The 24,561-nt window shown below is 68.0% G+C and carries 24 protein-coding genes; 5 read left to right on the forward strand and 19 right to left on the reverse strand.

Annotation, left to right across the window (positions count from 1 at the left end; translation table 11 throughout):
• The first annotated feature begins 74 nt into the window (after nucleotides 1-74).
• The 3 genes from secB to D579_RS0111540 all read left to right on the forward strand — a co-directional run bounded on the left by secB (nucleotide 75) and on the right by D579_RS0111540 (nucleotide 2,288).
• Nucleotides 75-602: a protein-export chaperone SecB gene (secB, locus tag D579_RS0111530; RefSeq protein ID WP_018952103.1), complete on the forward strand. Its 528-nt coding sequence runs from the start codon at nucleotides 75-77 to the stop codon at nucleotides 600-602.
• A gap of 15 nt (nucleotides 603-617) precedes the next feature.
• On the forward strand, nucleotides 618-1,610 hold the full coding sequence (locus D579_RS0111535; protein ID WP_018144127.1) for an NAD(P)H-dependent glycerol-3-phosphate dehydrogenase: 993 nt from the start codon (nucleotides 618-620) through the stop codon (nucleotides 1,608-1,610).
• A 99-nt stretch (nucleotides 1,611-1,709) separates the two neighbouring features.
• On the forward strand, nucleotides 1,710-2,288 hold the full coding sequence (locus tag D579_RS0111540; RefSeq protein WP_018952104.1) for a hypothetical protein: 579 nt from the start codon (nucleotides 1,710-1,712) through the stop codon (nucleotides 2,286-2,288).
• A gap of 75 nt (nucleotides 2,289-2,363) precedes the next feature.
• Here the strand turns inward: D579_RS0111540 and D579_RS0111545 are convergent, their stop codons facing one another.
• The 4 genes from D579_RS0111545 to D579_RS0111560 all read right to left on the reverse strand — a co-directional run bounded on the left by D579_RS0111545 (nucleotide 2,364) and on the right by D579_RS0111560 (nucleotide 7,244).
• Entirely contained in the window at nucleotides 2,364-2,648 is a 285-nt protein-coding gene (locus tag D579_RS0111545; protein WP_018952105.1) for a hypothetical protein, read from the reverse strand.
• A 319-nt stretch (nucleotides 2,649-2,967) separates the two neighbouring features.
• Nucleotides 2,968-4,626, reverse strand: coding sequence for a BCCT family transporter (locus tag D579_RS0111550; RefSeq protein WP_018952106.1), 1,659 nt, complete (start codon nucleotides 4,624-4,626; stop codon nucleotides 2,968-2,970).
• A 68-nt stretch (nucleotides 4,627-4,694) separates the two neighbouring features.
• The gene (locus D579_RS0111555; protein ID WP_018952107.1) at nucleotides 4,695-5,846 is read right to left on the reverse strand and encodes a putative zinc-binding metallopeptidase; all 1,152 of its coding nucleotides are present in this window, start codon (nucleotides 5,844-5,846) and stop codon (nucleotides 4,695-4,697) included.
• Nucleotides 5,847-5,954: 108 nt separating this feature from the next.
• Nucleotides 5,955-7,244, reverse strand: coding sequence for an alpha/beta hydrolase (locus tag D579_RS0111560; RefSeq protein ID WP_018952108.1), 1,290 nt, complete (start codon nucleotides 7,242-7,244; stop codon nucleotides 5,955-5,957).
• Nucleotides 7,245-7,489: 245 nt separating this feature from the next.
• Here D579_RS0111560 and D579_RS0111565 point away from each other — a divergent pair, with 245 nt between their 5' ends.
• Nucleotides 7,490-7,969 (forward strand): cupin domain-containing protein, encoded by a 480-nt coding sequence (locus D579_RS0111565; protein ID WP_018144133.1) that lies wholly within the window; start codon nucleotides 7,490-7,492, stop codon nucleotides 7,967-7,969.
• A 126-nt stretch (nucleotides 7,970-8,095) separates the two neighbouring features.
• Here the strand turns inward: D579_RS0111565 and clpB are convergent, their stop codons facing one another.
• From clpB to rluD, 3 genes are all read right to left on the reverse strand, one after another.
• Nucleotides 8,096-10,678 (reverse strand): ATP-dependent chaperone ClpB, encoded by a 2,583-nt coding sequence (gene clpB / locus D579_RS0111570; protein WP_018175810.1) that lies wholly within the window; start codon nucleotides 10,676-10,678, stop codon nucleotides 8,096-8,098.
• A 270-nt stretch (nucleotides 10,679-10,948) separates the two neighbouring features.
• On the reverse strand, nucleotides 10,949-11,731 hold the full coding sequence (gene pgeF / locus D579_RS0111575) for a peptidoglycan editing factor PgeF (RefSeq protein WP_018952109.1): 783 nt from the start codon (nucleotides 11,729-11,731) through the stop codon (nucleotides 10,949-10,951).
• On the reverse strand, nucleotides 11,724-12,683 hold the full coding sequence (gene rluD / locus D579_RS0111580; RefSeq protein ID WP_018952110.1) for a 23S rRNA pseudouridine(1911/1915/1917) synthase RluD: 960 nt from the start codon (nucleotides 12,681-12,683) through the stop codon (nucleotides 11,724-11,726). Before rluD ends, pgeF begins: the two co-directional genes overlap by 8 nt.
• A gap of 79 nt (nucleotides 12,684-12,762) precedes the next feature.
• On the opposite strand from rluD, the gene D579_RS0111585 reads away from it, so the two are divergent.
• Entirely contained in the window at nucleotides 12,763-13,605 is an 843-nt protein-coding gene (locus tag D579_RS0111585) for an outer membrane protein assembly factor BamD (protein WP_018144137.1), read from the forward strand.
• A 262-nt stretch (nucleotides 13,606-13,867) separates the two neighbouring features.
• Here the strand turns inward: D579_RS0111585 and D579_RS0111590 are convergent, their stop codons facing one another.
• The 12 genes from D579_RS0111590 to D579_RS0111645 form a co-directional block, all read right to left on the reverse strand.
• The gene (locus D579_RS0111590; RefSeq protein WP_017940393.1) at nucleotides 13,868-14,206 is read right to left on the reverse strand and encodes a P-II family nitrogen regulator; all 339 of its coding nucleotides are present in this window, start codon (nucleotides 14,204-14,206) and stop codon (nucleotides 13,868-13,870) included.
• Nucleotides 14,207-14,654: 448 nt separating this feature from the next.
• The gene (locus tag D579_RS0111595; RefSeq protein WP_018952111.1) at nucleotides 14,655-16,349 is read right to left on the reverse strand and encodes an NAD+ synthase; all 1,695 of its coding nucleotides are present in this window, start codon (nucleotides 16,347-16,349) and stop codon (nucleotides 14,655-14,657) included.
• Between the two features lie 7 nt (nucleotides 16,350-16,356).
• Nucleotides 16,357-17,232, reverse strand: coding sequence for a succinate--CoA ligase subunit alpha (sucD, locus tag D579_RS0111600; RefSeq protein WP_018952112.1), 876 nt, complete (start codon nucleotides 17,230-17,232; stop codon nucleotides 16,357-16,359).
• The gene (gene sucC, locus D579_RS0111605) at nucleotides 17,229-18,389 is read right to left on the reverse strand and encodes an ADP-forming succinate--CoA ligase subunit beta (RefSeq protein WP_018952113.1); all 1,161 of its coding nucleotides are present in this window, start codon (nucleotides 18,387-18,389) and stop codon (nucleotides 17,229-17,231) included. The genes sucD and sucC overlap by 4 nt, the downstream gene beginning before the upstream one ends.
• Before the next feature lie 68 nt (nucleotides 18,390-18,457).
• Nucleotides 18,458-18,838: an aspartate 1-decarboxylase gene (gene panD / locus D579_RS0111610; protein ID WP_018144141.1), complete on the reverse strand. Its 381-nt coding sequence runs from the start codon at nucleotides 18,836-18,838 to the stop codon at nucleotides 18,458-18,460.
• Between the two features lie 320 nt (nucleotides 18,839-19,158).
• Nucleotides 19,159-20,037, reverse strand: a complete 879-nt coding sequence (gene panC / locus D579_RS0111615; RefSeq protein WP_018952114.1) for a pantoate--beta-alanine ligase — start codon at nucleotides 20,035-20,037, stop codon at nucleotides 19,159-19,161.
• A gap of 30 nt (nucleotides 20,038-20,067) precedes the next feature.
• Entirely contained in the window at nucleotides 20,068-20,862 is a 795-nt protein-coding gene (panB, locus tag D579_RS0111620; RefSeq protein WP_018952115.1) for a 3-methyl-2-oxobutanoate hydroxymethyltransferase, read from the reverse strand.
• 34 nt (nucleotides 20,863-20,896) lie between these two features.
• Nucleotides 20,897-21,547, reverse strand: a complete 651-nt coding sequence (locus tag D579_RS0111625; protein ID WP_018144144.1) for a deoxynucleoside kinase — start codon at nucleotides 21,545-21,547, stop codon at nucleotides 20,897-20,899.
• Nucleotides 21,544-22,089 (reverse strand): 2-amino-4-hydroxy-6-hydroxymethyldihydropteridine diphosphokinase, encoded by a 546-nt coding sequence (gene folK, locus D579_RS0111630; protein ID WP_018168076.1) that lies wholly within the window; start codon nucleotides 22,087-22,089, stop codon nucleotides 21,544-21,546. The genes D579_RS0111625 and folK overlap by 4 nt, the downstream gene beginning before the upstream one ends.
• Entirely contained in the window at nucleotides 22,086-23,525 is a 1,440-nt protein-coding gene (gene pcnB, locus D579_RS0111635; protein WP_018168075.1) for a polynucleotide adenylyltransferase PcnB, read from the reverse strand. The genes folK and pcnB overlap by 4 nt, the downstream gene beginning before the upstream one ends.
• Before the next feature lie 52 nt (nucleotides 23,526-23,577).
• On the reverse strand, nucleotides 23,578-24,048 hold the full coding sequence (locus D579_RS0111640) for an NUDIX hydrolase (RefSeq protein ID WP_018952116.1): 471 nt from the start codon (nucleotides 24,046-24,048) through the stop codon (nucleotides 23,578-23,580).
• Complete coding sequence (locus D579_RS0111645) at nucleotides 24,045-24,485, reverse strand: RNA-binding S4 domain-containing protein (protein WP_018938995.1); 441 nt, start codon at nucleotides 24,483-24,485, stop codon at nucleotides 24,045-24,047. The genes D579_RS0111640 and D579_RS0111645 overlap by 4 nt, the downstream gene beginning before the upstream one ends.
• Nucleotides 24,486-24,561 lie beyond the last annotated feature (76 nt).

Here is a 24,561-nt window from a genome sequence, read left to right on the forward strand (position 1 = left end):
GCCCCGGCGACCCCGAAAAACACCGCTCATCCCCCTTACAATGCCCCGATTCCAGACGACTGCGAGACAACATCATGGCTGAAGAGAAGAATTCCCCGAAGAGCGGCAACGGCGCGACCCAGGCCGAACAGAGTGACCGGCCCGACTTCTCCATCCAGAAGGTCTTCATCAAGGACCTGTCCTTCGAGGCGCCGGAATCCCCCGAGGTATTCATGCGCGAGTGGAAGGGCGAGACCAACATCCAGCTGAACACCAACGCACGTCCGATCGACGAGGCCGCCGGCGCCTTCGAGGTGGAACTGGGCCTGACCGTGACCACCGAATCCGACGGCAAGACCGCCTATCTGGTCGAAATCAAGCAGGCCGGCGTGTTCATCGTGCGCAATTTTGCCGAGGATCAGCGCAACCACCTGCTGGGTGCCTACTGCCCCAACGTGCTGTTCCCGTTCGCCCGCGAAACGGTGGCCGACCTGGTACTGAAGGGCGGCTTCCCGCAGCTCCTGCTACAGCCGGTCAACTTCGAGTCGCTGTATGCCCAGCACCTGCAGGAACAGAAGCAACAGGCCGGCGGGGAACAGGCCGAGCCCACGCAACAGGCCTGACGCGAGGCGCAACCGATGCGTATCGCGGTCCTCGGAGGCGGCTGCTGGGGCACGGCGCTGGCGCTGCATGCGGCCCGCCTGCATGCCGACGTCGCCCTGTGGGTGCGTGGGGACGATACCGCCACGCGCCTGCAGCACCAGCGCGAGAACGCCCGCTACCTGCCCGGCCACCGCTTCCCGGACAACCTGCGCGTCAGCGCCGACCCGGCAATCGTCGATGACCGCGATCTGGTCCTGATCGCGGTCCCCTCCGGCGCGTTCCGCGAGACCCTGCGCTGGCTGGCCCCACGGCTGGCGCGCGCGCAGATTGTGGCCTGGGCCACCAAGGGCCTGGAGACGGCGACCGGGGCCTGGCTGCACGAGATTGCCGAACAGGAACTCGGGCGGGAGCGCCCGCCCGCCCTGATTTCCGGCCCCTCGTTTGCCGCCGAGGTCGCACAGGAGCAACCCACCGCACTGTCGGTCGCCTCCAGCGACGAGGGGCACATGGACGCACTGGTTGCGGCCCTGCACGGGCGCTCGCTGCGCCTGTACCGCAATACGGACGTGATCGGCGTGGAACTGGGCGGCGCGCTGAAGAACGTGCTCGCGGTGGCCACCGGTATTGCCGACGGCGCCGGGTTCGGGGCCAATGCGCGCGCCGCACTGATGACCCGTGGGCTGGCCGAGATCCAGCGCTTCGGCGCGGCGGTCGGCGCCCGTCCGACCACCCTCACCGGCCTCTCCGGACTGGGGGACATGATCCTCACCTGCACCGATAACCAGTCGCGCAACCGGCGCCTGGGCCGGATGCTGGGCGAAGGCCTGGATCTCGACACCGCCCGCGCGCGGGTGGGACAGTCGGTGGAGGGCGTAGAGACCGCCCGGGTCGCTGTGGCGCGGGCGAAGGCACTGGAAGTGGACATGCCGATCTGCGCCGAAGTGCACGCGGTGCTCTACCAAGGCCGCCCGGTGCACGACACTGTGCGCCGGCTGCTGGAGCGCGACGCCACCCGCGAAGAGGACTGAACCCGCGTCCGCAAAAGCCCCGCGCGACACCCGCACAATCGCCCGTACGCTCCGGTCGGACTACCGTGGCCCTCACACGCGAACGCAACGGAGAACCGCATGAGCAAGGCCTGGAAGGAACTGGACCTGGAAGGTGGCGGCCTGCAGGCGGTCAACGCCCGCCTCGCTCGCGAGATGCGCACCCGCCCTGCGGCCTACGCTGCGTGGATCCTGTTCCCGCTCGGGCTGCATCGCTTCTACCTGCGCGAGCCGCTGGGCGGCGCCGGCTTCCTGGCACTCAGTGCGGCCACCCTGGCCCTCGCCGGATTTGGCCCCGCCGCCTGGTGGTTGCTACCGCTGATTATTGGCGTGTCATGGGCGCTGGTGGACCTGTGGTGGATCGACCGTCGGGTGACCGACTACAACAAGGAGCTACGCAAGCAGCTCTTCCTGCGCAAGGGCCACAAGCCACCGCAGAACTACCGTGGCCGCTACACCAGCGACGAAGACGCCCGCCGCGAACTGGACGAATACCAGCAGATCAAGGAAGCCGAAAAGCCCGGGCAATCAGGCCTGGCCGGTCGCAACGACCCGGCCCGTGACGCCGGCGGCAAGCGCCGCATGCCCAGCTTCAACGAACAGGAAGCCATGCTGCGCCAGATGCGCAAGGACAAAAACAAAGGCGACGGGAACAACTGACCGCCGCCTTCACAAGATCGCCGAGGTTGCGCCGCCCCCGGTTGCGGCCACGCCCGACGGCATGGCCCGTGGCGCTCAGTTCTCGCCGGGGCGCCACACGCCACTGGCCTCCTGCGGCGGCGGGGCGGACTGCTTGCGGCTCTCGACGTCCACGAACACCGACTCGGTAAATTCGGAGAGCTGCTTGAGGTACTCCTTGCGCTCGTTCACCGACTCCGGCATCTGCGCGACCATGAACCCGGTGATCGCGCTCAGGTACTGCACGGCCACGATGGGTTGCTGCGCCTTCGGGTCTACCTCGGTCAGCAGATCCTGGACCTTCTGAATCAACTCGCCGGACAACTGCAGGGTATCGCTCATGGGGTTCCTCTCGCGGTTCGTGAAATCGTTGCGCACAGGCTACGGCAAGCCCCGCCACCCCGAAAGTGAACGCAAGATGCGCGGGCCTTTCCCTCCCTGGTGTGTGCACCACGAAGCGCGCGAAGGCACGAAGAAGGTCAAGTTCAAGAGCGATTTGAACCACAGAGGGCACGGAGAAAATCAGGGTTGAAGGGCAAGGCGGATCGAACGGCGCCTTCGCCACCCAGGCGTTACCGCGTTCCTTTCTTTTCTCTGTGCCTTCTGTGGTTCAAAGGCTTTTGACCCTCTTCGTGTGCTTCGTGGTGGAAAACTGGGACCGTCAGGAGCGACGAGGGTCGTCGTCTTCGTCACGGGCCTCGGGGGCATCGTCGTCCATGTCAAAGTCCTCGTGGACGCGATCCGGCGGAATTGTCCACGGCTCGCTGGGTGCGACCGTATGCTCGCCCGGGCGTGGGGCATAGCGCTCGTCTTCCAGGGCACGCATCAGGCCCACCACCATCATCAGCATCACCAGCGAGAACGGCAGCGCGGCCAGGATGACTGCGTTCTGCAGGACCTCCAGCCCGCCGGCCAGCAGTAGCACGCCGGTCACCAGCCCGATCATCGCGCCCCACAGGATCAGGTGAATCGCCCGGTGTTCGGTGGACCCATGGGCCAGCAGGGTGTTGATGACCACGATGCCGGCATTGGCCGAGGTCAACAGGTAGGTCGCGATCAGCACCGTAATCAGGACGGCCCCGCTCTTCGCGATCAACCAGGGTTCCAGGGTCTCCATGGTGGCGAAGGTCGCCATGGTCAGATCCTCCGCCACCTGATCGGCAATGTTCGCGATGCCCTCGACCTCGGCGTGCAGGGCCGTACCGCCCAGCAGTGCGAGCCAGAAGAAGGTGATCAGGGTCGGCACCAGCAGCACACCCATCACGAACTCGCGCAGCGTGCGCCCGCGCGAGATGCGCGCGATGAACAGCCCGACGAACGGCGCCCAGGCCAGCCACCAGCCCCAGTAGAAGACCGTCCAGTCGGAGTGCCACTCGTCCAGGTGGTGAGCATGGGTGTACAGCGACAGCCCCAGCAGGTTCTGCATGTAACTACCACTGGACTGCACCACCAAGGCCAGCAAGTACTGGGTTGGACCCCATACCAGCAGTAGCCCAAGCAGAGCGACACTGAGCCACAGGTTGGCCTGGCTGACCCGCTGCACCCCGGCCTGCATCCCGGCCACCACCGACACGATCGCAGTCACCGTCAGCAGCGCCGTCAGCAGCAGGAGACCGCGATCCCCTTCCAGCGAGAGGCCCACGGTATGCGCCAACCCGGCCTCCAGCTGCTGGATACCCAGCCCCAGAGTCGTTGCGATCCCGAAGACCGTGGCCACGATGGCGAGCAGATCCACCAGATCGCCCGGCCAGGTATGACTGTACTTGCCGATCAGCGGGTGCAGGGCCGAGCGCAGCGCCAGCGGCTGGCCCTTGCGGAAGCTGAAATAGGCCAGGATCAGTGCCAGCAGCGCGAACACACCCCAGGCATTCAGCCCCCAGTGGAAATACGTCAGCACCATCGACATGTCGGCGGCGGCCGCCTGGTTGCCGTTCTCGGCCAGAAACGGGTTGCCGCCGTAATGCGACAGCGGCTCGGCCACCGCCCAGAACAGCAGGCCGACGCCCATGCCGGCGGCGAACAGCATCGACAGCCAGGACAGCGTGGTGAACTCCGGGACCTCGTCGTCGCGCCCCAGGCGCACGTTCTTGTAGCGCCCGACCCCGAGCCAGATCACCATGACCAGGAAGAAGGCCATGATCACCACGTAGTACCACTCCAGCAGCGGCGTCACGAAGGCGCGCGCATCCCCCACCACTGCGCCCAGCTGCTCGGTTCGATAAACCCCCAGCAGGGCGATGATCACCACAAGCATCAGCGCCAGCGGCGCAACACGCGGGTTCAGCCCCTTGAACGGGCCGCGGGTGGCAACGTTGTACATCTCGCGTCCTTTCGCTTGCGCGATGGATGTATTTCAGGACAGGACCTTTGCCGATCCAGGCCGGCAGATCAAGGGCCGGTGGCGCCCGCCGGTTGTACGCGGATGCCCATGCGGAAATCCTGAATGACCTGATGCACGAACGCCAGCTTGGCGATCGCGGTAGCGGTCAGCACGAAGGGGTAGACATGCGAGTGACCCATGCTGCGATTCAGGCTGTTCAGGGCGCTGACCAGCGGCAGCCAATGCTCCAGAAGCAGATCGAAGTCCGCCGTGGCATAGGCATCAAAAGCCGGCAGATTCCCCTGCGCGCCCAGCCGCGCCGACGGTCCGGCGACGGGTTCGATGTCCATGTTGTAGGCGGAGGCCGTGTCCAGCGTATCCACGATGTGCATATAGTGAGCCCAGGTCTCGGCCCAGTCTTCCCAGGGGTGCGAGCTGGCATAGGCGGACACGAACGAGGCCTGCCAATCCGCCGGCGGACCACCGGTGTAATGGCGCCGCAGGGCCTCGTCGTAGTCCGCGCGCTCGTCGCCGAAGCGCTCGCGAAAATCGGTATGCCAGTGGCTACCGCGAATCAGTCGATCCCAGTAGTAGTGCGCGGACTCATGGCGAAAGTGGCCGAGAATGGTGCGATAGGGTTCGGCCATCGCCTCGCGCATGCGCTCGCGCACCGCGGGATCGGCCTCGGCGATATTGATGGTAATGAGCCCGTGCGAATGACCGGTGACCACGCCCCCGCCCTCGCGGAACTCCGGGGCCGGATCGGCCAGGAAATCAAACGCAATCCCCCCAGGATCGCTTTTCCGCGGCACCACCGGCAGGCCCAGGCGCAACAGGCCATATACCAGGCGTCGCTTCTCGGCCTCCAGACGCTCCCACAGCCGCGCATTGCCCGGCACACTGAGGTCCGGGATGGTGCGATTCAGGCGGCAGGCGCGACAGAACGGCTCGGCTTCTTCATGTGGCACCATCCAGTTGCACACCGCGTCTACCGCATAGTGCCGGCACTGGCGATAAAACAGCCCGTCCGGCTCGTCCGCTACCCGCCACAGGCCACCGGGGATCGGTCGCCCGCGGGCGCCCACAGCCTCCCCCGCCGGCACCAGGGCGGAGACCTCCAGGCGGTCCGGCAGGAATCCCAGCCGGTGGCCGCAGCGGGTACAGAAGGTGTTGTCGAAGTACACCCCCTGCCCACAGACCTCGCACTCGAACAACTGCATCGCGCTCCCCGTTGGCTGGCCTGCCGCCAGAAGATCCGGGCGGCAGTCATCCTTTCAGACTACGCCGATCCCGCTGCGCCGTCGCGGTGCAACCGGGTCGCCAGGGCCTCACTCGGCCTGCACGCCGGACAGCAGCCCTTCCACCCGTTCCAGCACCAGTGGGTGCGACAGGATACCGGCATGCGTGGTCGCCACCCCGAAGACCGAGGCCGCCTCGCGCTGCGCGGGCGGGTGCAGCATGCTGGCGAGAGTGACCACCCCGTCCGCAGTGGCGCGCGCACCTCCCTCCCCGCGCTGGTAGCCAAACAGCAGGTGCAGCTCGGTCACCTCCGTGTTGGCATCCGCGAACAGGCCTTCCAGGTAATCGCTGCCCGGGGCCATGTCGCGCCATACCGGAATGACCACCGGCGAACGATCAACACCCCGCTGGGCGCGTTCGTGTCCGGCCCAGGGAGTGGACAGGGTGATCATCGCCGGCACGGTCGCCGCCGCCTCGCGCCGGGCGCGCTCGTTCAGGAAGCCGCGCGCGATCAGCCCCCCCATGCTGTGTGCCACCACCGGCAGTGACTCGACGCCGTGGCGTACCTCCAGCTCCTCGACCACCTGTGCCAGGTGCGCCGCGGCCGACTGCAGCGGCAGCCCGGAGGCGTAATAGTAGAACCACGGCTGGTAACGTTCTCGGTCAAGCCCCTCCAGCAGCCCAGCGAAATCCCGCGGCGAGCCGTTCATCCCGTGCACGAACAGCACGGGCGTCCGAGCGGGATCGTATGGCTCAAGAAAGTACACCCCGGCATACCCCGCCAGCACGAAATCCAGAGGGCGCCACTGGCTGCCCCGCGCCACCTCGTTCGCGAAACGCGGATCCTCCAGATGGGCGATCTCGCCGTAGACCGTCACCCGACCCAGGCTCAGCGGCGCCGCGCCGTCCCCGGGACCCCGTGTATCCGGCAGGCGAATGGCGTGCGCCAGGCGATCATTCCCGTTCACGCGGATATCGATCCCGGTCAGCCGACCGCCAGGACCACAATCCAGCGAATCGCCGCCCGCGACGTGCTGGACCGGTGCGCCGGCCGGATGCGCGCGATCACCATCCTCGTCGCGGAAGGCCAGCACGCTGTAACGACCAGGCTCCAGGGCAAAGAACCAGCTCCCGCCGCGCGCGCTCACCACGTGGTCCACCGGTTCGGGCACAACGGCGCCGGCGACCGGCTCGCGGAACACCGCCACCACATAGGGCCCGGTCCGTTCCGACTCATCCGCCCCTTCGTTCGATCCTACCGTACCGCTGATCACACAGGCCCCGCCCATCCGCGCCAGCTGCTCGCGCGCATCCAGCAGCGAACACCCCACCAGCCCCAACACCACCGCCAGGACCGCACACACCCGCAACACACCCATTCCGAACATCCCTATCCGATAGCTCCCAGACCCCGAGTGTAGCGAGCCGGCAATCGTGGCGCTGCCCGGTGCCCACCCACCGCAACATCCGCCCCCCTGCCGCAAGATCTTGGAAGTCACCCCCACGTGAACCAGCCAGACTCACAGGCAAAAGCCGCTCCGGACGGACACCCGCCCGGTCAGCCACACCACGACACGCTCCCCCCGGAGCGTGCCGGGTAAAGCCGACCCACAGGAGGTGCACCATGTTCAAACACGATATCCCGCCCCCCGGGGCCATACCCCGCCTTGCCTCGGCCGCCGCCGCCCTCGCGCTGGTCGCCGCCTGGACGGTCGCGACGGCGGACCAGGGCCCGGCCTTCATCCACGAACCCGATTCCCCCGATCTCGAATGGGGCCCGTGCCCGGACTTCATGCCGGATGGCTGCCGGCTCGCCGTGCTGCAAGGTGACCCGGCGCAGCCCAATGCCGACGTCTTCTTCCTCCTCCCCGGCAACAGCACCGCGCCCCACCACTGGCACACCAGCGCCGAACGCATGGTGCTCGTCAGCGGCGAGATGCAGGTCGACTACGACGACCAGGATCCGGTCGTGCTCCGACCCGGCACCTATGCCTACGGACCGGCCCGGCTGGCACATACCACCCATTGCACATCGGACGAGGACTGCATCCTGTTCATCGCGTTCGAGGAACCGGTGGACGCCCACGCCAGCCACGACGACTGACCCCGTCACCGTCCAATCACCACCGCCGGATGCGGCCGCCAGCCCCTTCGCCCGCTCTGCTGCTCCCGGACCCAAAAAAGGCCCGCACGGGGCGGGCCTTGTTGGATCGGAACAGCGACAGCCCGGTCAGGCGGCAGCGGCAGCCCGGGTAAAGGCAAGCTGGTCGCCAGCCAGGTCCACCTCGATGGTATCGCCGGGGCCGAATTCGCCGGACAGCAACGACTGCGCCAGCGGGTTTTCCATCTGCGTCTGGATGGCCCGCTTGAGTGGACGCGCGCCGTACACCGGGTCGAAACCGGCGGCGCCCAGGTGATCGAGCGCGGCGTCGGTGATGGTGAGCCCCAGATCGCGCTCCTCCAGACGCTTGCGCAGGAACTGCAGCTGGATGCCGGCAATCGCCCGGATCTGCTCGCGCTCCAGCGGGTGGAACACCACCACGTCATCCACGCGGTTGATGAACTCGGGGCGGAAGTGCTGCCCGACGATCTCCATCACCGCGGCCTTCATTGCGTCGTAGTTCGCCTCGCCGGCCATCTCCTGGATCTGCTGCGAGCCGAGGTTGGAAGTCATCACGATCACCGTGTTGCGGAAGTCCACGGTGCGCCCATGACCGTCCGTCAGACGACCATCATCCAGCACCTGCAGCAGCACGTTGAAGACATCCGGATGCGCCTTCTCGACCTCGTCCAGCAGGATCACGGAGTACGGCTTGCGGCGCACGGCCTCGGTCAGGTAGCCGCCCTCCTCGTAGCCGACATAGCCCGGGGGCGCCCCGATCAACCGCGCCACCGAGTGCTTCTCCATGAACTCGGACATGTCGATGCGCACCATGGACTCTTCGGTGTCGAACAGGAATGACGCCAGCGCCTTGGTCAGCTCCGTCTTGCCGACCCCGGTCGGGCCGAGGAACAAGAACGAGCCATTCGGCCGGTTCGGATCGGACAGGCCCGCCCGCGAACGGCGGATGGCGTTGGCCACCGCGCGCACGGCTTCCGTCTGGCCGACCACGCGATCACCCACGGCCTCTTCCATGCGCAGCAGCTTGTCCTTCTCGCCCTCCAGCATCTTGGAGACCGGGATGCCGGTCCAGCGCGCAACCACCTCGGCGACCTCCTCGTCGGTCACCTTGGTGCGCAGCAACTGGGTCTCCTGGCTCTCCATCTCGTGGGCCATGGCGAGGGACTTCTCCAGATCCGGGATGCGCCCGTACTGCAACTCGGACATGCGCGACAGGTCGCCGGCACGGCGGGCGGTCTCCAGCTCGGTACGTGCGCGCTCGAGCTCTTCCTTCAATTGCGCGGCGCCGGAGACCGAGGCCTTCTCGGACTTCCACACCTCTTCCAGATCGGAGAGCTCGCGCCCCAGGCGATCGATCTCGCCCTCCAGGGTATCCAGCCGCTTCTTCGAGGCGTCGTCGGATTCCTTCTTCAGGGCCTCGCGTTCGATCTTCAGCTGAATCAGGCGCCGTTCCAGGCGATCCATGACCTCGGGCTTGGAATCGATCTCCATGCGGATCCGCGAGCTGGCCTCGTCGATCAGGTCGATCGCCTTGTCCGGCAACTGGCGATCGGTGATGTAACGCTGCGACAGCTGCGCCGCGGCGACGATCGCCGGGTCGGTGATCTCGATCCCGTGGTGGACCTCGTAGCGCTCCTTCAGACCGCGCAGGATAGCGATGGTGTCTTCCAGCGTGGGCTCGTCGACCACCACCTTCTGGAAACGGCGTTCCAGCGCGGCGTCCTTCTCGATGTTCTGGCGGTACTCGTCCAGCGTGGTCGCGCCGATGCAGTGCAGCTCGCCGCGCGCCAGCGCCGGCTTGAGCATGTTGCCGGCGTCCATTGCGCCCTCGGCCTTGCCGGCGCCCACCAGGGTATGGATCTCGTCGATGAACAGGATCACGCGACCCTCTTCCTGCGAGAGCTCCTTGAGCACGGACTTCAGCCGCTCTTCGAAATCGCCGCGGTACTTGGCCCCGGCCAGCAAGGCGCCCAGATCCAGCGCAAGCACGCGCTTGTCCTTCAGGCCCTCGGGCACCTCGCCGTTGATGATGCGCTGGGCCAGGCCCTCGACAATCGCGGTCTTGCCGACCCCGGGCTCGCCGATCAGCACCGGGTTGTTCTTGGTGCGCCGCTGCAGGACCTGGATCGAACGGCGAATCTCCTCGTCACGCCCGATCACCGGATCGAGCTTGCCCTGCTCGGCGCGCTCGGTGAGGTCGATGGTGTACTTGTCCAGCGCCTGGCGGTTCTCCTCGGCGTTCGGGTCGTCCACCTGGGCACCGCCGCGCATGTCTTCCACGGCCTTCTCCAGGGAGTCCTTGTTGGCGCCGGCGTTGCGCAGCATCTCGCCCACACCGGCCTTCTCGGCGATCGCCGCGAGCAGGAACAGCTCGCTGGGGATGTACTGGTCCTTGCGTTCCTGGGCAAGCTTGTCGCAGACATTCAGCATGCGCCCCAGGTCATTGGAGACATGCACCTCGCCCGCGGCACCCTCCACCCTGGGCAGGCGGTCCAGCGCCTCGCCCAGCGCGGAGCGCAGCTGGCGCACGTTGGCGCCGGCGCGGTCGAGCACGTGGCGGATGGTGCCGCCCTCCTGGTCCAGCAAGGCCAGCAGGAGGTGGGCCGGTTCGATGAACTGGTGGTCGCGGCCTACCGCGAGCGATTGTGCGTCCGCGATGGCGGACTGGAACTTGGTCGTCAGGCGATCCATTCGCATTGGGAAACCCCTCGGTCAAATCTGGGTGAACTGACACCAATGATGGGGACAATCCCCCGACCTTCAAGGATAGACGGACGCAACCGCCCGCATCAGACAAACGCCATCACCGTCACGAACGAACGTCGGGGCTGCGCGCGGAGGTTGCCACGGCCCCTGCGGGGCCTCGCCATGACGGGGGCAGGGAAAAGCACCGTCATCGCGAGGCGCGCAGCGACGCGGCGATCTCCATGGGCAACCCTCGCGCCGGACCGAGCGCCGGGGTTATCGCAGGTGGCCGGGATCGACCCAGACGAGCGTGCCCATGCGACCGGTCTCGCCATCGCGGCGGTAGGAAAAGAAGGTATCCGCCTCGCTGAAGGTGCAGCGTCCGCCACCGGCGACCTGCGCCACCCCGGCCCGCTGCAGGCGCTGCCGGGCCAGCAGGTAGAGATCCGCCAGCAGGCGGCCCTCGGCGCCGGGGCAGAACGCGGCAACGGCCTCCGGGTCGTGCGCGACAAAGGCTTCGCGGACCTCGGGTCCCACCTCGAAGGCCGCGGGGCCAATGGCCGCCCCCATCCAGGCCTGGATCGGCATCCCCGGGCGCAGCGTCTTCAGGGCCTCCACGCTGGCCTCCAGCACCCCGTCGGCCAGCCCGCGCCAGCCGGCATGCGCCACCCCCACCGCCGCGCCATCGGCGGTCGCCAGCACCACCGGCAGGCAGTCGGCGGTCTGCACCGCACAGACAACCCCGGCCTGATTGCTGACCACCGCATCGGCCTCGGCCGCGTCGCCGGCCTCCAGCGCCGCGTGCAGGGTGTCGGCGTTGGTCACGCCGGTGCCGTGGACCTGGCGCGGCCAGGTGATCGGCGCGGCCAGCCCCAAAGACTGTTCCAGCCGACGCCGATTCTCCGCCACATGCTCCGGTTCATCGCCAGTGTGCAGCGCCAGGTTCAGCGCGGCCCAGGGCCCGGTACTGACGCCGCCCAGCCGCGTGGTCTGGACCGCGCGCACGCCGGCCGGCAGTTCGCCGGGGGACGGCGCCAGCAGGGGCAGGGTCTCAGGCATCACCGGTCTCCCGGGCATCGGCGCGCAGGGCTGCAAGCAGGCCCGCGAAGTCCTCCGGTAGCGGGGCCTCGAACGCGCAGGGTTCGCCGCTGGTCGGGTGCTCGAACTCCAGGCGCGCCGCATGCAGGGCCTGACGCTTGAAGGCCGCCACCGTGGCCTTGGCCGCCTCACCCATGCCCTTGACCGGCCGCGGGCGCCCGCCGTAGGTCAGGTCGCCCACGATCGGGTGGCGGATATGCGCCATGTGTACGCGGATCTGGTGGGTGCGGCCAGTCTCCAGGCGCACATTCAGCAGGGTATGGGAGGGGAAGCGCTCGGCCACGCGGTAATGCGTGACCGCGGGTTTGCCACCGCCGGTCACCGCCTGGCGCTTGCGATCCACCGGGTGGCGCCCGATCGGCTCCTCGATAGTGGCACCGCTGATCACCCGCCCCTGGACCAGCGCGCGGTACTCACGGTGCACGCTGCGCGCCTGCAACTGGCGCACCAGGGCGGTCTGCGCCTCCGGGGTACACGCGACCACCATCAATCCGGTGGTGTCCTTGTCGAGGCGGTGGACCACGCCCGCGCGCGGCAACTGCGCCAGTTCCGGGGCATGGTGCAGCAGGGCATTGACCAGTGTGCCGTCGCGATGCCCGGCTGCCGGGTGGGCCACCAGCCCGGCCGGCTTGTTGATCACCAGCACCGCCGCATCCTCGTACAGGACATCCAGCGCTATGGCCTCGGGCTGCGCCGCCAGCACCGGGGCGTCCGGCGCGATCAGTTCCACCCGCTCACCCCCTCGAACCGGCGTGCGCGGGCGCGGCGAGGCGCCGTCCACCCGCAGCGCGCCCTCCTTCAGCCACTGGGTCAACTGGCTGCGCGAATACTCGGGGAACAGCTGCGCCAGCGCGGCATCCAGGCGCTGCCCGGCCGACTCCCCCGGCAGATGGGCCTCACGCGGTTCACTCATTGCGCAGCCTCCCGCTCGTCGCCACCGGGGCTTGATGTTGTAGAATCCTTGGACTTTGGTTCATCTGTGAGGCCTCGCCGTGATTTCTGTCCCGCACCTGTCGCGCCTGCTCGTCGTTCTGTTCGTGGCGCTCGTGGTCGCCGGCTGCGCCGGGCGCGAAGACCCCACGCTCGGCTGGTCCGCCAGTCAGCTCTACGGCGAGGCCAAGAACGCCCTGAACGAGGGCAATTACGATCAGGCCGTCGAATACTACGAAAAACTCGAGGCGCGCTACCCGTTCGGGCGCTACGCCCAGCAGGCGCAGATCGAGATTCCCTATGCCTACTACAAGGCCGGCGAGCCGGAACCCGCCCTGGCGGCCGTGGACCGCTTCGTGCAGCTGAACCCGCGGCATCCGAACCTCGATTATGCGTACTACCTGCGCGGGCTGATCAACTTCAACCGCCAGCAGGGCTTCCTCGCCAACCTGTTCCCGCGCGACCCGGCCGAGATGGACCCGGAGCCCTTTGACCAGGCGTTCCAGGACTTCGACCGCCTGATCCGCGAATTCCCGGACAGCCGCTACGCCCCGGACTCCTACCAGCGCATGCTCTACATCCGCAATGCACTGGCCGCCTACGAGCTGCGCGTGGCGGAGTTTTACATGGAACGTACCGCCTGGGTCGCCGCGGCCCAGCGCGCGCGCAACGTGGTGGCCACCTATCCCGGGGCCGAGGTGATGCCGAAGGCCCTGGCCGTGCTGCACCGCGCCTACACCGAACTCGGCCTGGAAGACCACGCCGAGAACACCATGACGGTGCTGGAACTGAACTACCCGGATGCCGCCGTCGCCGTGCGCGCCGGCGAACCGGTGGAACTGGAAGGCGAGGAACGCCGCGGCCTGTGGCGCGTGATGGACCGCATCCCCTTCCTGACGAACTAAGCGGGGAAAGCGGCGCAACCGTAAAGCCATCCCCCGGCCGGCGCCCCGCACCACTTCGGGGGCGGCACCGTCATTGCGAGGAGCGCAGCGACGAAGCAAACTCCTGAAGCTGGCAGAGCGCCGGGATCCGGTGGTTTCGGACGGAGGTTACTCGCTACGCTCGCCCTTCGGGCCGGCCTGCGGCCGTTCAACGCAGCTTCGCTGCTTTTGTGCCGCGTCGGCTTCGCCTCCTCGCAATGAGGGTGCCTGTAACTCCGCCCTGCTAGAGGGCCTCGCTGCCCTCTTCGCCGGTGCGGATGCGGACCACGCGCGACATGTCGGACACGAAGATCTTGCCGTCCCCGATCTTGCCGGTGCGCGAGGCCTTCACGATCGCGTCGATGCAGGGATCGACACGGTCGTCGTCCACCACCAGTTCCAGCTTCACCTTGGGCAGGAAGTCGACCACATATTCCGCGCCCCGGTAGAGTTCCGTATGGCCCTTCTGGCGCCCGAAGCCCTGAACCTCGGTCGCGGTCATGCCGGCAATGCCCATCTCGGTCAGGGCCTCGCGGACATCTTCCAGCTTGAACGGCTTGATGATCGCCTCGATCTTCTTCATGCGAATCCCTTTGGTTGAGCCCGCTGCGCGGGCGCTTGTCTCACACCCGGAAGTGTATCAAACCCCCGGCGCTGCGCTGGCCGATCCGCCCCGGCGCGGTCCGAGGCCCCCGCCATTGCGAGGCCCCGCAGGGGCCGCGGCAACCTCCTGAAGCTGGCAGAGCGCCGGGATCCGGTGGTTCCGGACGGAGGTTACTCGCTACGCTCGCCCTTCGGGCCGGCCTGCGGCCGTTCAACGCAGCTTCGCTGCTTTTGTGCGACGGCCCCTGCGGGGCCTCGCAATGACGCGACCGGGAAGCACCGTCATCGCGAGGCGCGCAGCGCCGTGGCGATCTCCATGGGTGGCCCCGATGCCGGCCAAGGCGGACATCGGTGGTTCCGGACGGAGGTTGCCACGTCGGCTTCGCCTCCTCGCAATGACGGTGCGCGCGTCCGGCGTCGCGTATCGCTCAATCCGGACGATACCCCGAGGTAATCGGGTAGCGCCGGTCGCGGCCGAAGGCGCGCGGGCTGACCCGCACCCCCGGCGCGGCCTGGCGGCGCTTGTACTCGGCGATGAACACCATGCGCGCGATGCGCTCCACCGTGGGGCGGTCGAAGCCCTGGGCGACGATCTCGGCGACCGACTGCTCCTGCTCGACGAAGGCCTCGAGGATCGCGTCCAGCACATCGTATGGGGGCAGCGAGTCGGCATCCTGCTGGTCCGGCGCCAGCTCGGCGCTGGGCGGGCGCTCGATCACCCGTGGCGGGATCGCCGCGCCGCACGTGTTGCGCCAGCGTGCCAGGCGGTACACCCACTGCTTGGAGACGTCCTTCAGTGGCGCGAAACCGCCATTCATGTCGCCGTACAGCGTGGAATAGCCCACCGCCATCTCGGACTTGTTGCCGGTGGCCAACAGCAGCTTGCCGCTGCGGTTGGACAGCGCCATCAACAGCACGCCGCGGGCGCGCGCCTGCAGGTTCTGTTCGGTCACGTCTCCCGCCCCGGCCGGATACGCCGCCAGGGCATCCCCGAGCCCGGCCATGAAGCTCTCCACCATCGGCTCGATGGCGATCTCGTGGTATTCGAGACCCAGAAGCCGCGCCTGCTCCTCCGCATCCTCGATGCTCATCGAGGCGGTGTAACGATAGGGCATCATCACCGCGGTCACCGCCGCCGGGCCCAGCGCATCCGCCGCCAAGGCCGCAGTCAGACCGGAGTCGATGCCGCCAGACAGGCCCAGCAATACCCCCGGGAAGCCGTTCTTGCTCACGTAGTCGCGGATGCCGATCATCAGCGCCTGATAGAGGTCACGGGCGTCCGCCTCGTCCGGTTCCGGGCCGGGGTCGGTCAGGGTCGGAAGCATGCCGCAGGCGGACAGATGCATGTGCTCGTCGCGGGACCGCAGGACCGGCCCCTGCGCACTGCGACTTGCCTCTACCTGGCCCTGGCCGGTGGCCCAGGCGGGCAGCACGGCGCGGGCCCCGTTGACCGGGTCGTGCACGAACGAGCGGCCGTCGAACACCAGTTCGTCCTGCCCGCCCACCTGGTTCACGTAGACCACCGGGCAGCCGGTCTCGGCCACCCGCGCCCCGACCACCTGCAGGCGTTCCTCGGCCTTGCCGCGGTGGTAGGGCGAGGCGTTGAGATTCAGCAGGAGCTCGGCCCCGGCAGCCTGCGCCCTGGCGGCCGGACCCGGCTGCCAGATGTCCTCGCAGACGGTCAGCCCGATCTGCCAGCCATCCAGCTCGACCACGCAGGGGGCATCGCCAGCAACGAAATAGCGCTGCTCGTCGAAGACCGAATAGTTGGGCAGGACCTGCTTGGCGTAGCGCGCGATACAGGCCCCGTCGCGCAGCCACAGGGCCGCGTTGATCAGGCCGGCGTCGCTGCGCACCGGGGCACCCAGGATCACGTCGATATCCCGCGCCGCCTTGGTGATCGCCACCACCGCGCGCTCCACGCCCAGCAGGAAGGCCGGGCGCAGCAGTAGATCCTCGGGGGGATAGCCGGTGACCGCGAGTTCGGGGAAAACCACCGCGCGGGCGCCACCGGCACGGGCCTGCTCGATGGCCTCGAGGATTTGGTGGCGATTGTCGTCCAGCCCGCCCACGACCGGATTGATCTGGGCCAGGGCCAGACGCAGAGGCTGGTCAGGGGTCATCGGCGACTCAGGCGCGGGCGAGCGCGGACTGCATCGCGGCGCCCAGCTCGGCCGGGCTCTCCGCCACGGTCGCGCCGGCCTCGCGCAGGGCCGTCATCTTCTGCTCCGCGGTACCCTGGCCACCGGCGATGATCGCGCCGGCATGACCCATGCGCCGCCCCGGGGGCGCCGTGGCGCCGGCAATATAGGCGGCTACCGGCTTGTCGAATTCGTCCGCGATGTAACGTGCGGCGCGTTCCTCGGCATCACCGCCGATCTCGCCCACCATCAGCACGCCGTCGGTCTCCGGGTCATCGCGGAACAGGCGCAGGCAGTCGACAAAGTCGAGGCCCTGGATCGGGTCACCGCCGATGCCCACGCAGGTGCTCTGACCAAGCCCGAGGTCCGAGGTCTGCTTGACCGCCTCGTAGGTCAGGGTGCCCGAGCGCGAGATGATGCCGATGCGCCCGCGGCTGTGGATATAGCCGGGCATGATCCCGACCTTGCAGGCCTCCGGGGTGATGATGCCCGGGCAATTCGGGCCGATCAGGCGCGTGGGGCTGCCGGCCAGTACCTGCTTGACCCGCACCATGTCCTGGACCGGGATGCCCTCGGTGATGCAAACGGCCAGTTCGATCCCGGCATCCGCCGCCTCGCAGATCGCGTCGGCCGCGAACGGGGCCGGGACGTAGATCATGCTGACCGTGGCGCCGGTCTGCGCCACCGCATCGGCGACGGTATCGAACACCGGCCGATCCAGGTGGGCCTGGCCGCCCTTGCCCGGGGTCACGCCCCCGACCAGGCGCGTGCCGTAGGCGATGGCCTGCTCCGAGTGAAAACTGCCCTGCTTGCCGGTGAAGCCCTGGCAGATCACCTTGGTGTCGCGGTCGACGAGGATGCTCATGCCACGGCCTCCACCACGGCGCGCGCCGCCGCGTCCAGATCGGCGGCCGGGATCACGTCCAGGCCGGAGTTGGCCAGCGCGGCGCGGCCCTGCTCGGCGTTGGTGCCCTCCAGGCGCACCACCACCGGCACCTGCACCTGGATCTCGCGAATCGCGGCGATAATGCCCTCGGCGATCAGGTCGCAGCGCACGATGCCGCCAAAGATATTCACCAGCACCGCCTTCACCGATGGGTCCGACAGGATCAGCTTGAACGCTGCGGTGACCCGCTCCACCGTCGTACCGCCGCCGACATCGAGGAAGTTGGCCGGCGAGCCGCCGTGGTGCTGGATCAGGTCCATGGTCGCCATTGCCAGCCCGGCGCCGTTGACCATGCAGCCGATCGAGCCGTCTAGGCGGATGTAGTTGAGGTCGTGCTCGTGTGCCTGCTCCTCGGCAGGGTCGCGCTGGCGCACGTCACGCTCCGCGAACAGCGCCTTCTGGCGGTAGGCGGCGGAGTCGTCGATGGTCAGTTTGGCGTCGATCGCCAGCAGCTGATCCTCATGGGTCAGCACCAGCGGGTTGATCTCGAGGAGCTGCGCGTCGAGCTGCTGGAACAGGGCATGGGCATTGGTCACCAGCTGCGCCATCGCCTTCGCCGCGTCGCCGGACAGACCCAGGGTGGCGGCGACGCGGCGGCCGTGGAAGGGCATCACGCCGGTGGCCGGATGGATCGGCAAGGTCACCACGGCCTCGGGGCGCTCCGCCGCCAGGGTCTCGATGTCCATGCCGCCCTCGGCGGAGACCACCAGCGCCAGGCGCTCGCGCGAACGATCCACCAGCATCGCGAAATAGAACTCGCGGGCGATGTCCGCCGCCGGCTCCAGCAGAAGCTGGTCCACTGGCAGTCCGTCGGGGCCGCTCTGGCCGGTCACCAGGCGCGAACCCAGCAGCTTTTCCGCCGCCTCGCGCGCAGCATCGGCGGAATCCGCCATGACCACGCCACCGGCCTTGCCGCGACCGCCCGAGTGCACCTGGGCCTTGACCAGCGCGCGCTCGGCACCCAGCGCCTGCCAGGCCCCGGAGACCTGCTCGGCGGCGTCGATCACCTGACCTTCGGGGACGGGGATACCGGCGTCGCGAAAGCGCGCCTTGGCCTGGAATTCGTGGAGATTCATGGGCGTCGAGGATAGCGGCGCAGCCCCGGCCCGACAACTGCGGGAGGCGCGCGCGAAGGAGAGTGTTCTTAAGCGGCCTGGACCGGAATGCCGTTACCGGTGCGCACGATGCGGTTGCCGGCGTCGAGATAGACCAGGTCGGGCGTGAATTCTCGGGCCTCGGCGGCCTCCATCTGGCCATAGGCACAGATGATCACGCGATGGCCCACGGCGGCCTTGTGTGCGGCCGCGCCGTTGACCGAAATGATCCCGGAGCCGGCCTCGCCCTCGATCGCGTAGGTGGTAAAGCGCTCGCCGTTGTCGACGTTGTAGATCTGGATCTGCTCGAACGGCAGGATGCCGGCGGCGTCCAGCAGGCGCGTGTCGATGGCACAGGAGCCCTCGTATTCCAGCTCGCAATGCGTGACCCGGCCCTGATGCAGCTTGCCTTTCAGCATAGTGACAAACATACGGCGAATTCCCGGCTTGAACCTCGGAAGGGCGGAAAATTATCCGCGATCCCGGCGGATACGGCAAACGCGCCTTCTCGAGTCGATGGTTTTTCACCGTGAAGCGCGCGAAGACACGGAGAAATTCGAGGGCGACTTACAGGCAGGCTGGAAGACAGAACGAGTGGCAAAAAAGGAATGGACCCGGCGTTCGGGGGCCCGCAAGAACGTTACCGATTGTCAGCGCCCTGCAGCACCACCCTCACCCTTTAACCTGCCCGTCTTCTGTGGATGACTCTTGAATTTCTTCGTGTACTTCGGGGTAGCCGAAACAAGCAGCGTCAGTCGGTACGGGTGCGGACGTTGTCGATCAGGCGGACGCCTTCCAGCCAGACGGCGGCCAGGACCACCAGGTCCTGCTCGGCCAGGGGCACATCGGTTGCCGGCGCCATCAGATCTTCCGCACGGCGGATGGAGAGGTATTCGGGCTCGAAGCCGGCCTCGCGCAGACGATCGCTGGCGCGGGCCTCCACCTCGGCGATGCGGTCGGCGTCGACTTTGGTGGCCGTGCGGCAGACGGTCGCCACCTCGTCCAGCACCCGCTTGAGCTCGGGTGCCACGGCCCGCGCCTCTTCCGACAGCTGGCTGTTGCGTGAACTGAAGGCCAGGCCATCCGGCTCGCGCACGGTCGGGACTGCCTCCACCCGGGTGGGGATGTCGAGCCCCTGCACCATGCGCTCGATCAACTTGAACTGCTGGTAATCCTTCTCGCCGAACAGGGCCAGATCCGGGCGCACCAGGTTGAACAGCTTGGTCACCACGGTGGCCACGCCCTCAAAGTGCCCCTGGCGATAGGCACCCTCCAGGATCTCGGAAAGCACCGGCACCACGACCTGCACCGGGGGCAGGCCGTCGGCAGGGTACATGTCCTCTTCACTGGGACAGAACAAGGCGTCCACACCGGCATTCGTCGCCAGCCGGGCGTCCTCGTCGAGGGTGCGCGGATAGCGCTCCAGATCCTCGGCGCGGTCGAATTGCAGTGGATTGACGAAGATCGACACCACCACCCGCTGGGCCCGCGCCCGGGCATGCCGGATCACGGTCATATGGCCCTCGTGGAGGTTGCCCATCGTGGGCACCAGCGCCACGGTACCGCGCCCCTTGCGGGACCACTCTCGATGCATGGCCACCAGTTGCGGCCGATCACGCAGGATTCTCATGGGCCAGGATCCATCCTTTGGGAAACGCAGTTAACTGAAGGTATGCACGCCGGATTCGGGGAAGGCTCGCGCCCGCACCGCATCACAGTATCCGCGGACGGCGCCCTCCAGGGAACCGCCCTCGGCAAGGAAATCGCGCGCGAAGCGCGGCGGCTCGGGCGTCAGGCCGATCACGTCGGTCAAGACAAGCACTTGACCATCGCAACGCGGGCTGGCGCCAATCCCGATCACCGGGACCCCTGCACTGCGCACGATGACATCGGCCAGGCTTTCGGGGATACCCTCCAGCAGCAGGGCCTGGGCCCCGGCGTTCTCCAGCTGGGCGGCCAGGGATTCCAGCTCCGCCGCCGCCTTCGGGTCGCGCCCCTGCACGCGGTGCCCGCCGAGACGGTGCACCGCCTGCGGGGTCAGGCCCAGATGGGCACAGACGGGAATCCCGGCGGCGACCAGGCGCTCGACCACGGGGACCTCCATCGCGCCGCATTCCACCTTGACCATGTGAGCCCCGGCGCGCAGGAGCGCCCCGGACTGGATCAGCGCGGTAGCGGGATCGACATCGCCAAGGAACGGGATGTCGGCCATGATCAGCGCGTTCTCACTGCCGCGGGCCACGTTGGCTACATGGTAGACCATGTCCTCCAGCGTCACTGGCAGGGTGGTCGCATGCCCCTGGACCACCATGCCCAGGGAATCGCCGACCAGGATCACGTCGACCCCACAGCGATCCAGCAACCCGGCGAAGGCTGCATCATAGGCCGTGAGGCAAGCGATGGGTTCACCCGCATGCTTGCGCTGGGCCAGGGTATTCACGGTAATCGGACGCATGCTCATGCCTCCCGGGCAGTCCGGCTTGCCAGCCTCAAAGCGAGATCGGCAACGGGTTGAAGTAGTGCCGCCCGCCCTGGATCGGCTCCAGGAACTGCACCAGCTGGTCAAAGTCGGCCGGGTTGTTCACCCAGTCGATCTCGGTGGCGTTCACAATCACGAGCGCCGGTCCTTCGAAATGATAGAAGAATTCCGCATAGGCCGCGTTCAAGCGCTCCAGATAACCGGCCTCGATGTGACGTTCGTACGGTCGCGCCCGGCGGCGGATGCGCTCCTGCAGCACCTCCACCGGCGCCTGCAGGTAGACCACCAGGTCCGGGCGCGGCAGCCCCCCGCGCAGATGGCGGAACATCTCGCGGTAGATCTCCAGCTCATCCGGATGCAGGTTCAACTCGGCGAACAGCGGGTCCTTGTCCATCAGGTAGTCGGACACATGGCGCTGCTCGAACAGGCCCTTCTGCGCCAGCGGCGTCAGCTGGCGCACGCGCTGCACCAGAAAGTGCAGCTGGGTCGCCAGGGCGTGCTTGTCCGGCTCCTGATAGAAGCGATCCAGGAAAGGGTTCTCGTCCGGGGCCTCGAAGATGCCCTCCGCCTGCAGGTGCTCGGCCAGGCGCTTGGCCAGGCTGGACTTGCCGACCCCAATCGGTCCCTCTACCGCGATGAAATCGAAATCAGCAAGGCTCATCCGCGTCCCTCCGCAGTCGCCACGGCCTCCTGCGGTTCCGCGATCGGGATCAGGCTCGCACCGTCGAAGCGCTGCGCCAGCCGATCCAGCGACCCCACTCCCGGGATCTGCAGCGACGGCGCCAGCTCCAGCAGCGGCAGGATCACGAAGTCGCGCTCGGCGATCCCGGCGTGCGGCACCTTCAGCCCCGGCAGATCCAGCGACTGCTCGCCGAACAGCAGCAGGTCCAGATCCAGCAGGCGCGGCCCCCAGCGGGTACCGTCCCGCTCGCGCCCGCAGGCGCACTCGATGGCCTGCAGCTCCGCCAGCAGGTCCAGCGGCTCCAGCCGGGTGTGCAGACGGGCCACGGCGTTCACGTAGTCGGGCTGGTCCTGCGGGCCCATCGGCGGGTTACGGAACAGCCGCGAGCGCCCGATCAGACGCGTTTGCGGCAACTCATGCGCCAGCCGGGCAAAGGAGTCCCGCACCTGCGTCTCGGGGTCACCCAGGTTGGCGCCGATCCCGATGAACGCGTGCACGCCGCGGGCAGGCTCGCTGCTCATTCGCCGCCACCCCCCGATTCCGGGTTTGCGCCCGCATCGGCGCTCGCGCCGGCGCCGCCCTTGCGTCCCCGACGCCGGCGCCGGCCGCCACGGCGTGACTTGCTCTTGGCTCCAGCCTTGCCATCCCCTTTGGGAACACCCTTGCCCTGGGCACCCGCCATGGCCTTCTGTGCGTCCTCGTCCAGCTCCTGGATCTCGGTCCACCAGCGACACAGCTCGGGGTCGGCATCGCCGGCGCGGGCGCGCAGGCAGAGAAAGTCATAACCGGCGCGAAAGCGCGGATGCGTCAGCAGGCGCAGCGCACGGCCACCACGATGGCGCTCCAGCCGCGCCTGGAGTTCCCAGATCTCGCGCACGATCAGGCTGAAGCGTTTGGGAATGGACACCGTCTTCACCTGACGATCCAGCACCTCGGCCATCGCCTGCTGCCAGGCCGGAATCTCCTGTTCGTCGGCCGCGATCCGTTTGGCCGCGGCCACCTGCACCGGGGCCCAGAGGATGGCCGCGTAGAGGAACGCCGGGTTCACACCCAGGCCTTCATTGATGCGCTTGTCGGTATTCAGCAGCGACTCGACCAGGAACTGGCGGCGCTCCGGTCCGACGTCCGGATCGGCAAAGCAGGCCGCAGCCTCGGGGAACATCGGCTCGAACAGGCCGAGGCGTTCCAGCTCGTCCAGACAGGTGACCGCCGCACCGCTGTGGAACAGCTTGATCACCTCGTCGAACAGCCGCGCCGGGGCTACCGTCTGCATCAGCGAGGCGAGATCAAGGATGCCGGCCTCGACCTCCGGCGCGATGGTCAGACCCAGCTTGGCGGCGAAGCGAACCGCACGCAGCATGCGCACGGGGTCTTCGCGCAGGCGCGTCTCGACGTCGTCGCCGATCAGGCGCAGCTCGCCCGCGCGCAGGTCCTCGAACCCACCGGTGTAATCCAGCACCGAGAAATCCTCGATGTCGTAATACAGGGCGTTGATGGTGAAGTCGCGGCGCACCGCATCCTGCTCGATGGTGCCGTAGCGATTGTCGCGCAGGATACGACCTTCCTCGCTCAGCGCGACCTGGCCTTCGTCCTCGGACTCGTCGTCATGCGGCGCGCGGAAGGTCGCCACCTCGATCATCTCGCGTCCAAACAGCACATGCGCCAGGCGAAAGCGACGCCCGATCAGACGGCAGTTGCGGAACAGGCCACGCACCTGCTCGGGGGTGGCGTCGGTGGCGACATCGAAGTCCTTCGGCTCGCGGCCCAGCAGCAGGTCGCGCACGCCGCCGCCCACCAGGCAGGCACGATAACCGGCCTCGCGCAGCCGATAGAGCACCTTCAGGGCGTTGTCGTCGATCGCCGCGCGCGAGATGCCGTGCTCCGCACGCTCGTAGACGCGCGGTTCCGGCAGCTCGCTGTCGGGCCGGGACGGGGTTGCGGGGTCAGCCTTTGTCACGCGATACCGTATCGGTGGTCGAAAGCGCCGTATGGTAACAGCTTGGCCGGATTCATCCCGTTTTTTGTACCGGACGCGGGGCGGCGGTTTCGCCGGTCAGGCGCCAGCGCCGATAGTCGTCGAGGATGCGTCGGTGGTCGAAGACCAGCACCTGGCCCGGGTCTTCCGGGTCCAGCCAGGCGCAGTCGGCAGCGTCATCCCCGGCCCTGGCCTCGCCCCGGCCCCGCGCGATGTAGACCGCGCTGACGGTGTGCCCGCGCGGGTCGCGCTGCGGGTCGGAATACACCCCCAGCAACGCCTCCAGCTCGACCTCCAGCCCGGTCTCTTCGCGCGCCTCGCGTACCGCGGCATTCTCGGTCGACTCACCGACGTCGACGAAGCCGCCCGGCAGGGCCCAGCCGTGCGGGGGGTTGTGGCGCTCGATCACCAGCACACGACCGGGCTGCGCCGAGTGGCGGATGACCATGTCCACCGCCAGCCGGGGTGTGACGGGCGGGCCACTCGAGCCTTTGGGGTTGCTCACTCGGATTCACTCCTGTCGCTGCCGTCCTGGCGAATAAAGCGGCGGATCTTGCGCCGCTCGCGCTTGTCCGGGCGCCGGCTGGGGGCGCTGTCCGCGACCGCGCGCTCGGCGCGCCGGCGTTCGCTTTCGGCCGCGCGCCGGGCCTGGCTTTCTTCGGTCTCGGTGTACAGCGCCTGGGCTTCGCGCGCCGGCCGTCGCTGATCGCTCAAATGGACCACATCCAGCTCCCAGACCTGCGGGCCGCGGTGGATGGTCAGGCGATCACCGGTGTGCACCCGACGCGCCGGCTTGCAGCGCTCGCCGTTCACGTGGACCTTGCCGCCGCCGACCGCCTCGCTGGCGAGGCCGCGCGTCTTGTAGAAACGGGCGGCCCAAAGCCATTTGTCGATCCGCAGCCCGGCGCCGGGCGCCCCGTTGTGGCCGCTACCCTTGCCCAAGGCTTTCCCGCGACATCACGAGGGGAGACAATGCGCCCCCTTTAATAGCGAGGAACCGGCGACCCGGATCGGGGCC

Origin of the sequence: Thioalkalivibrio sp. AKL12 (genome assembly GCF_000377925.1) — a bacterium.
GTDB lineage: Bacteria > Pseudomonadota > Gammaproteobacteria > Ectothiorhodospirales > Ectothiorhodospiraceae > Thioalkalivibrio > Thioalkalivibrio versutus.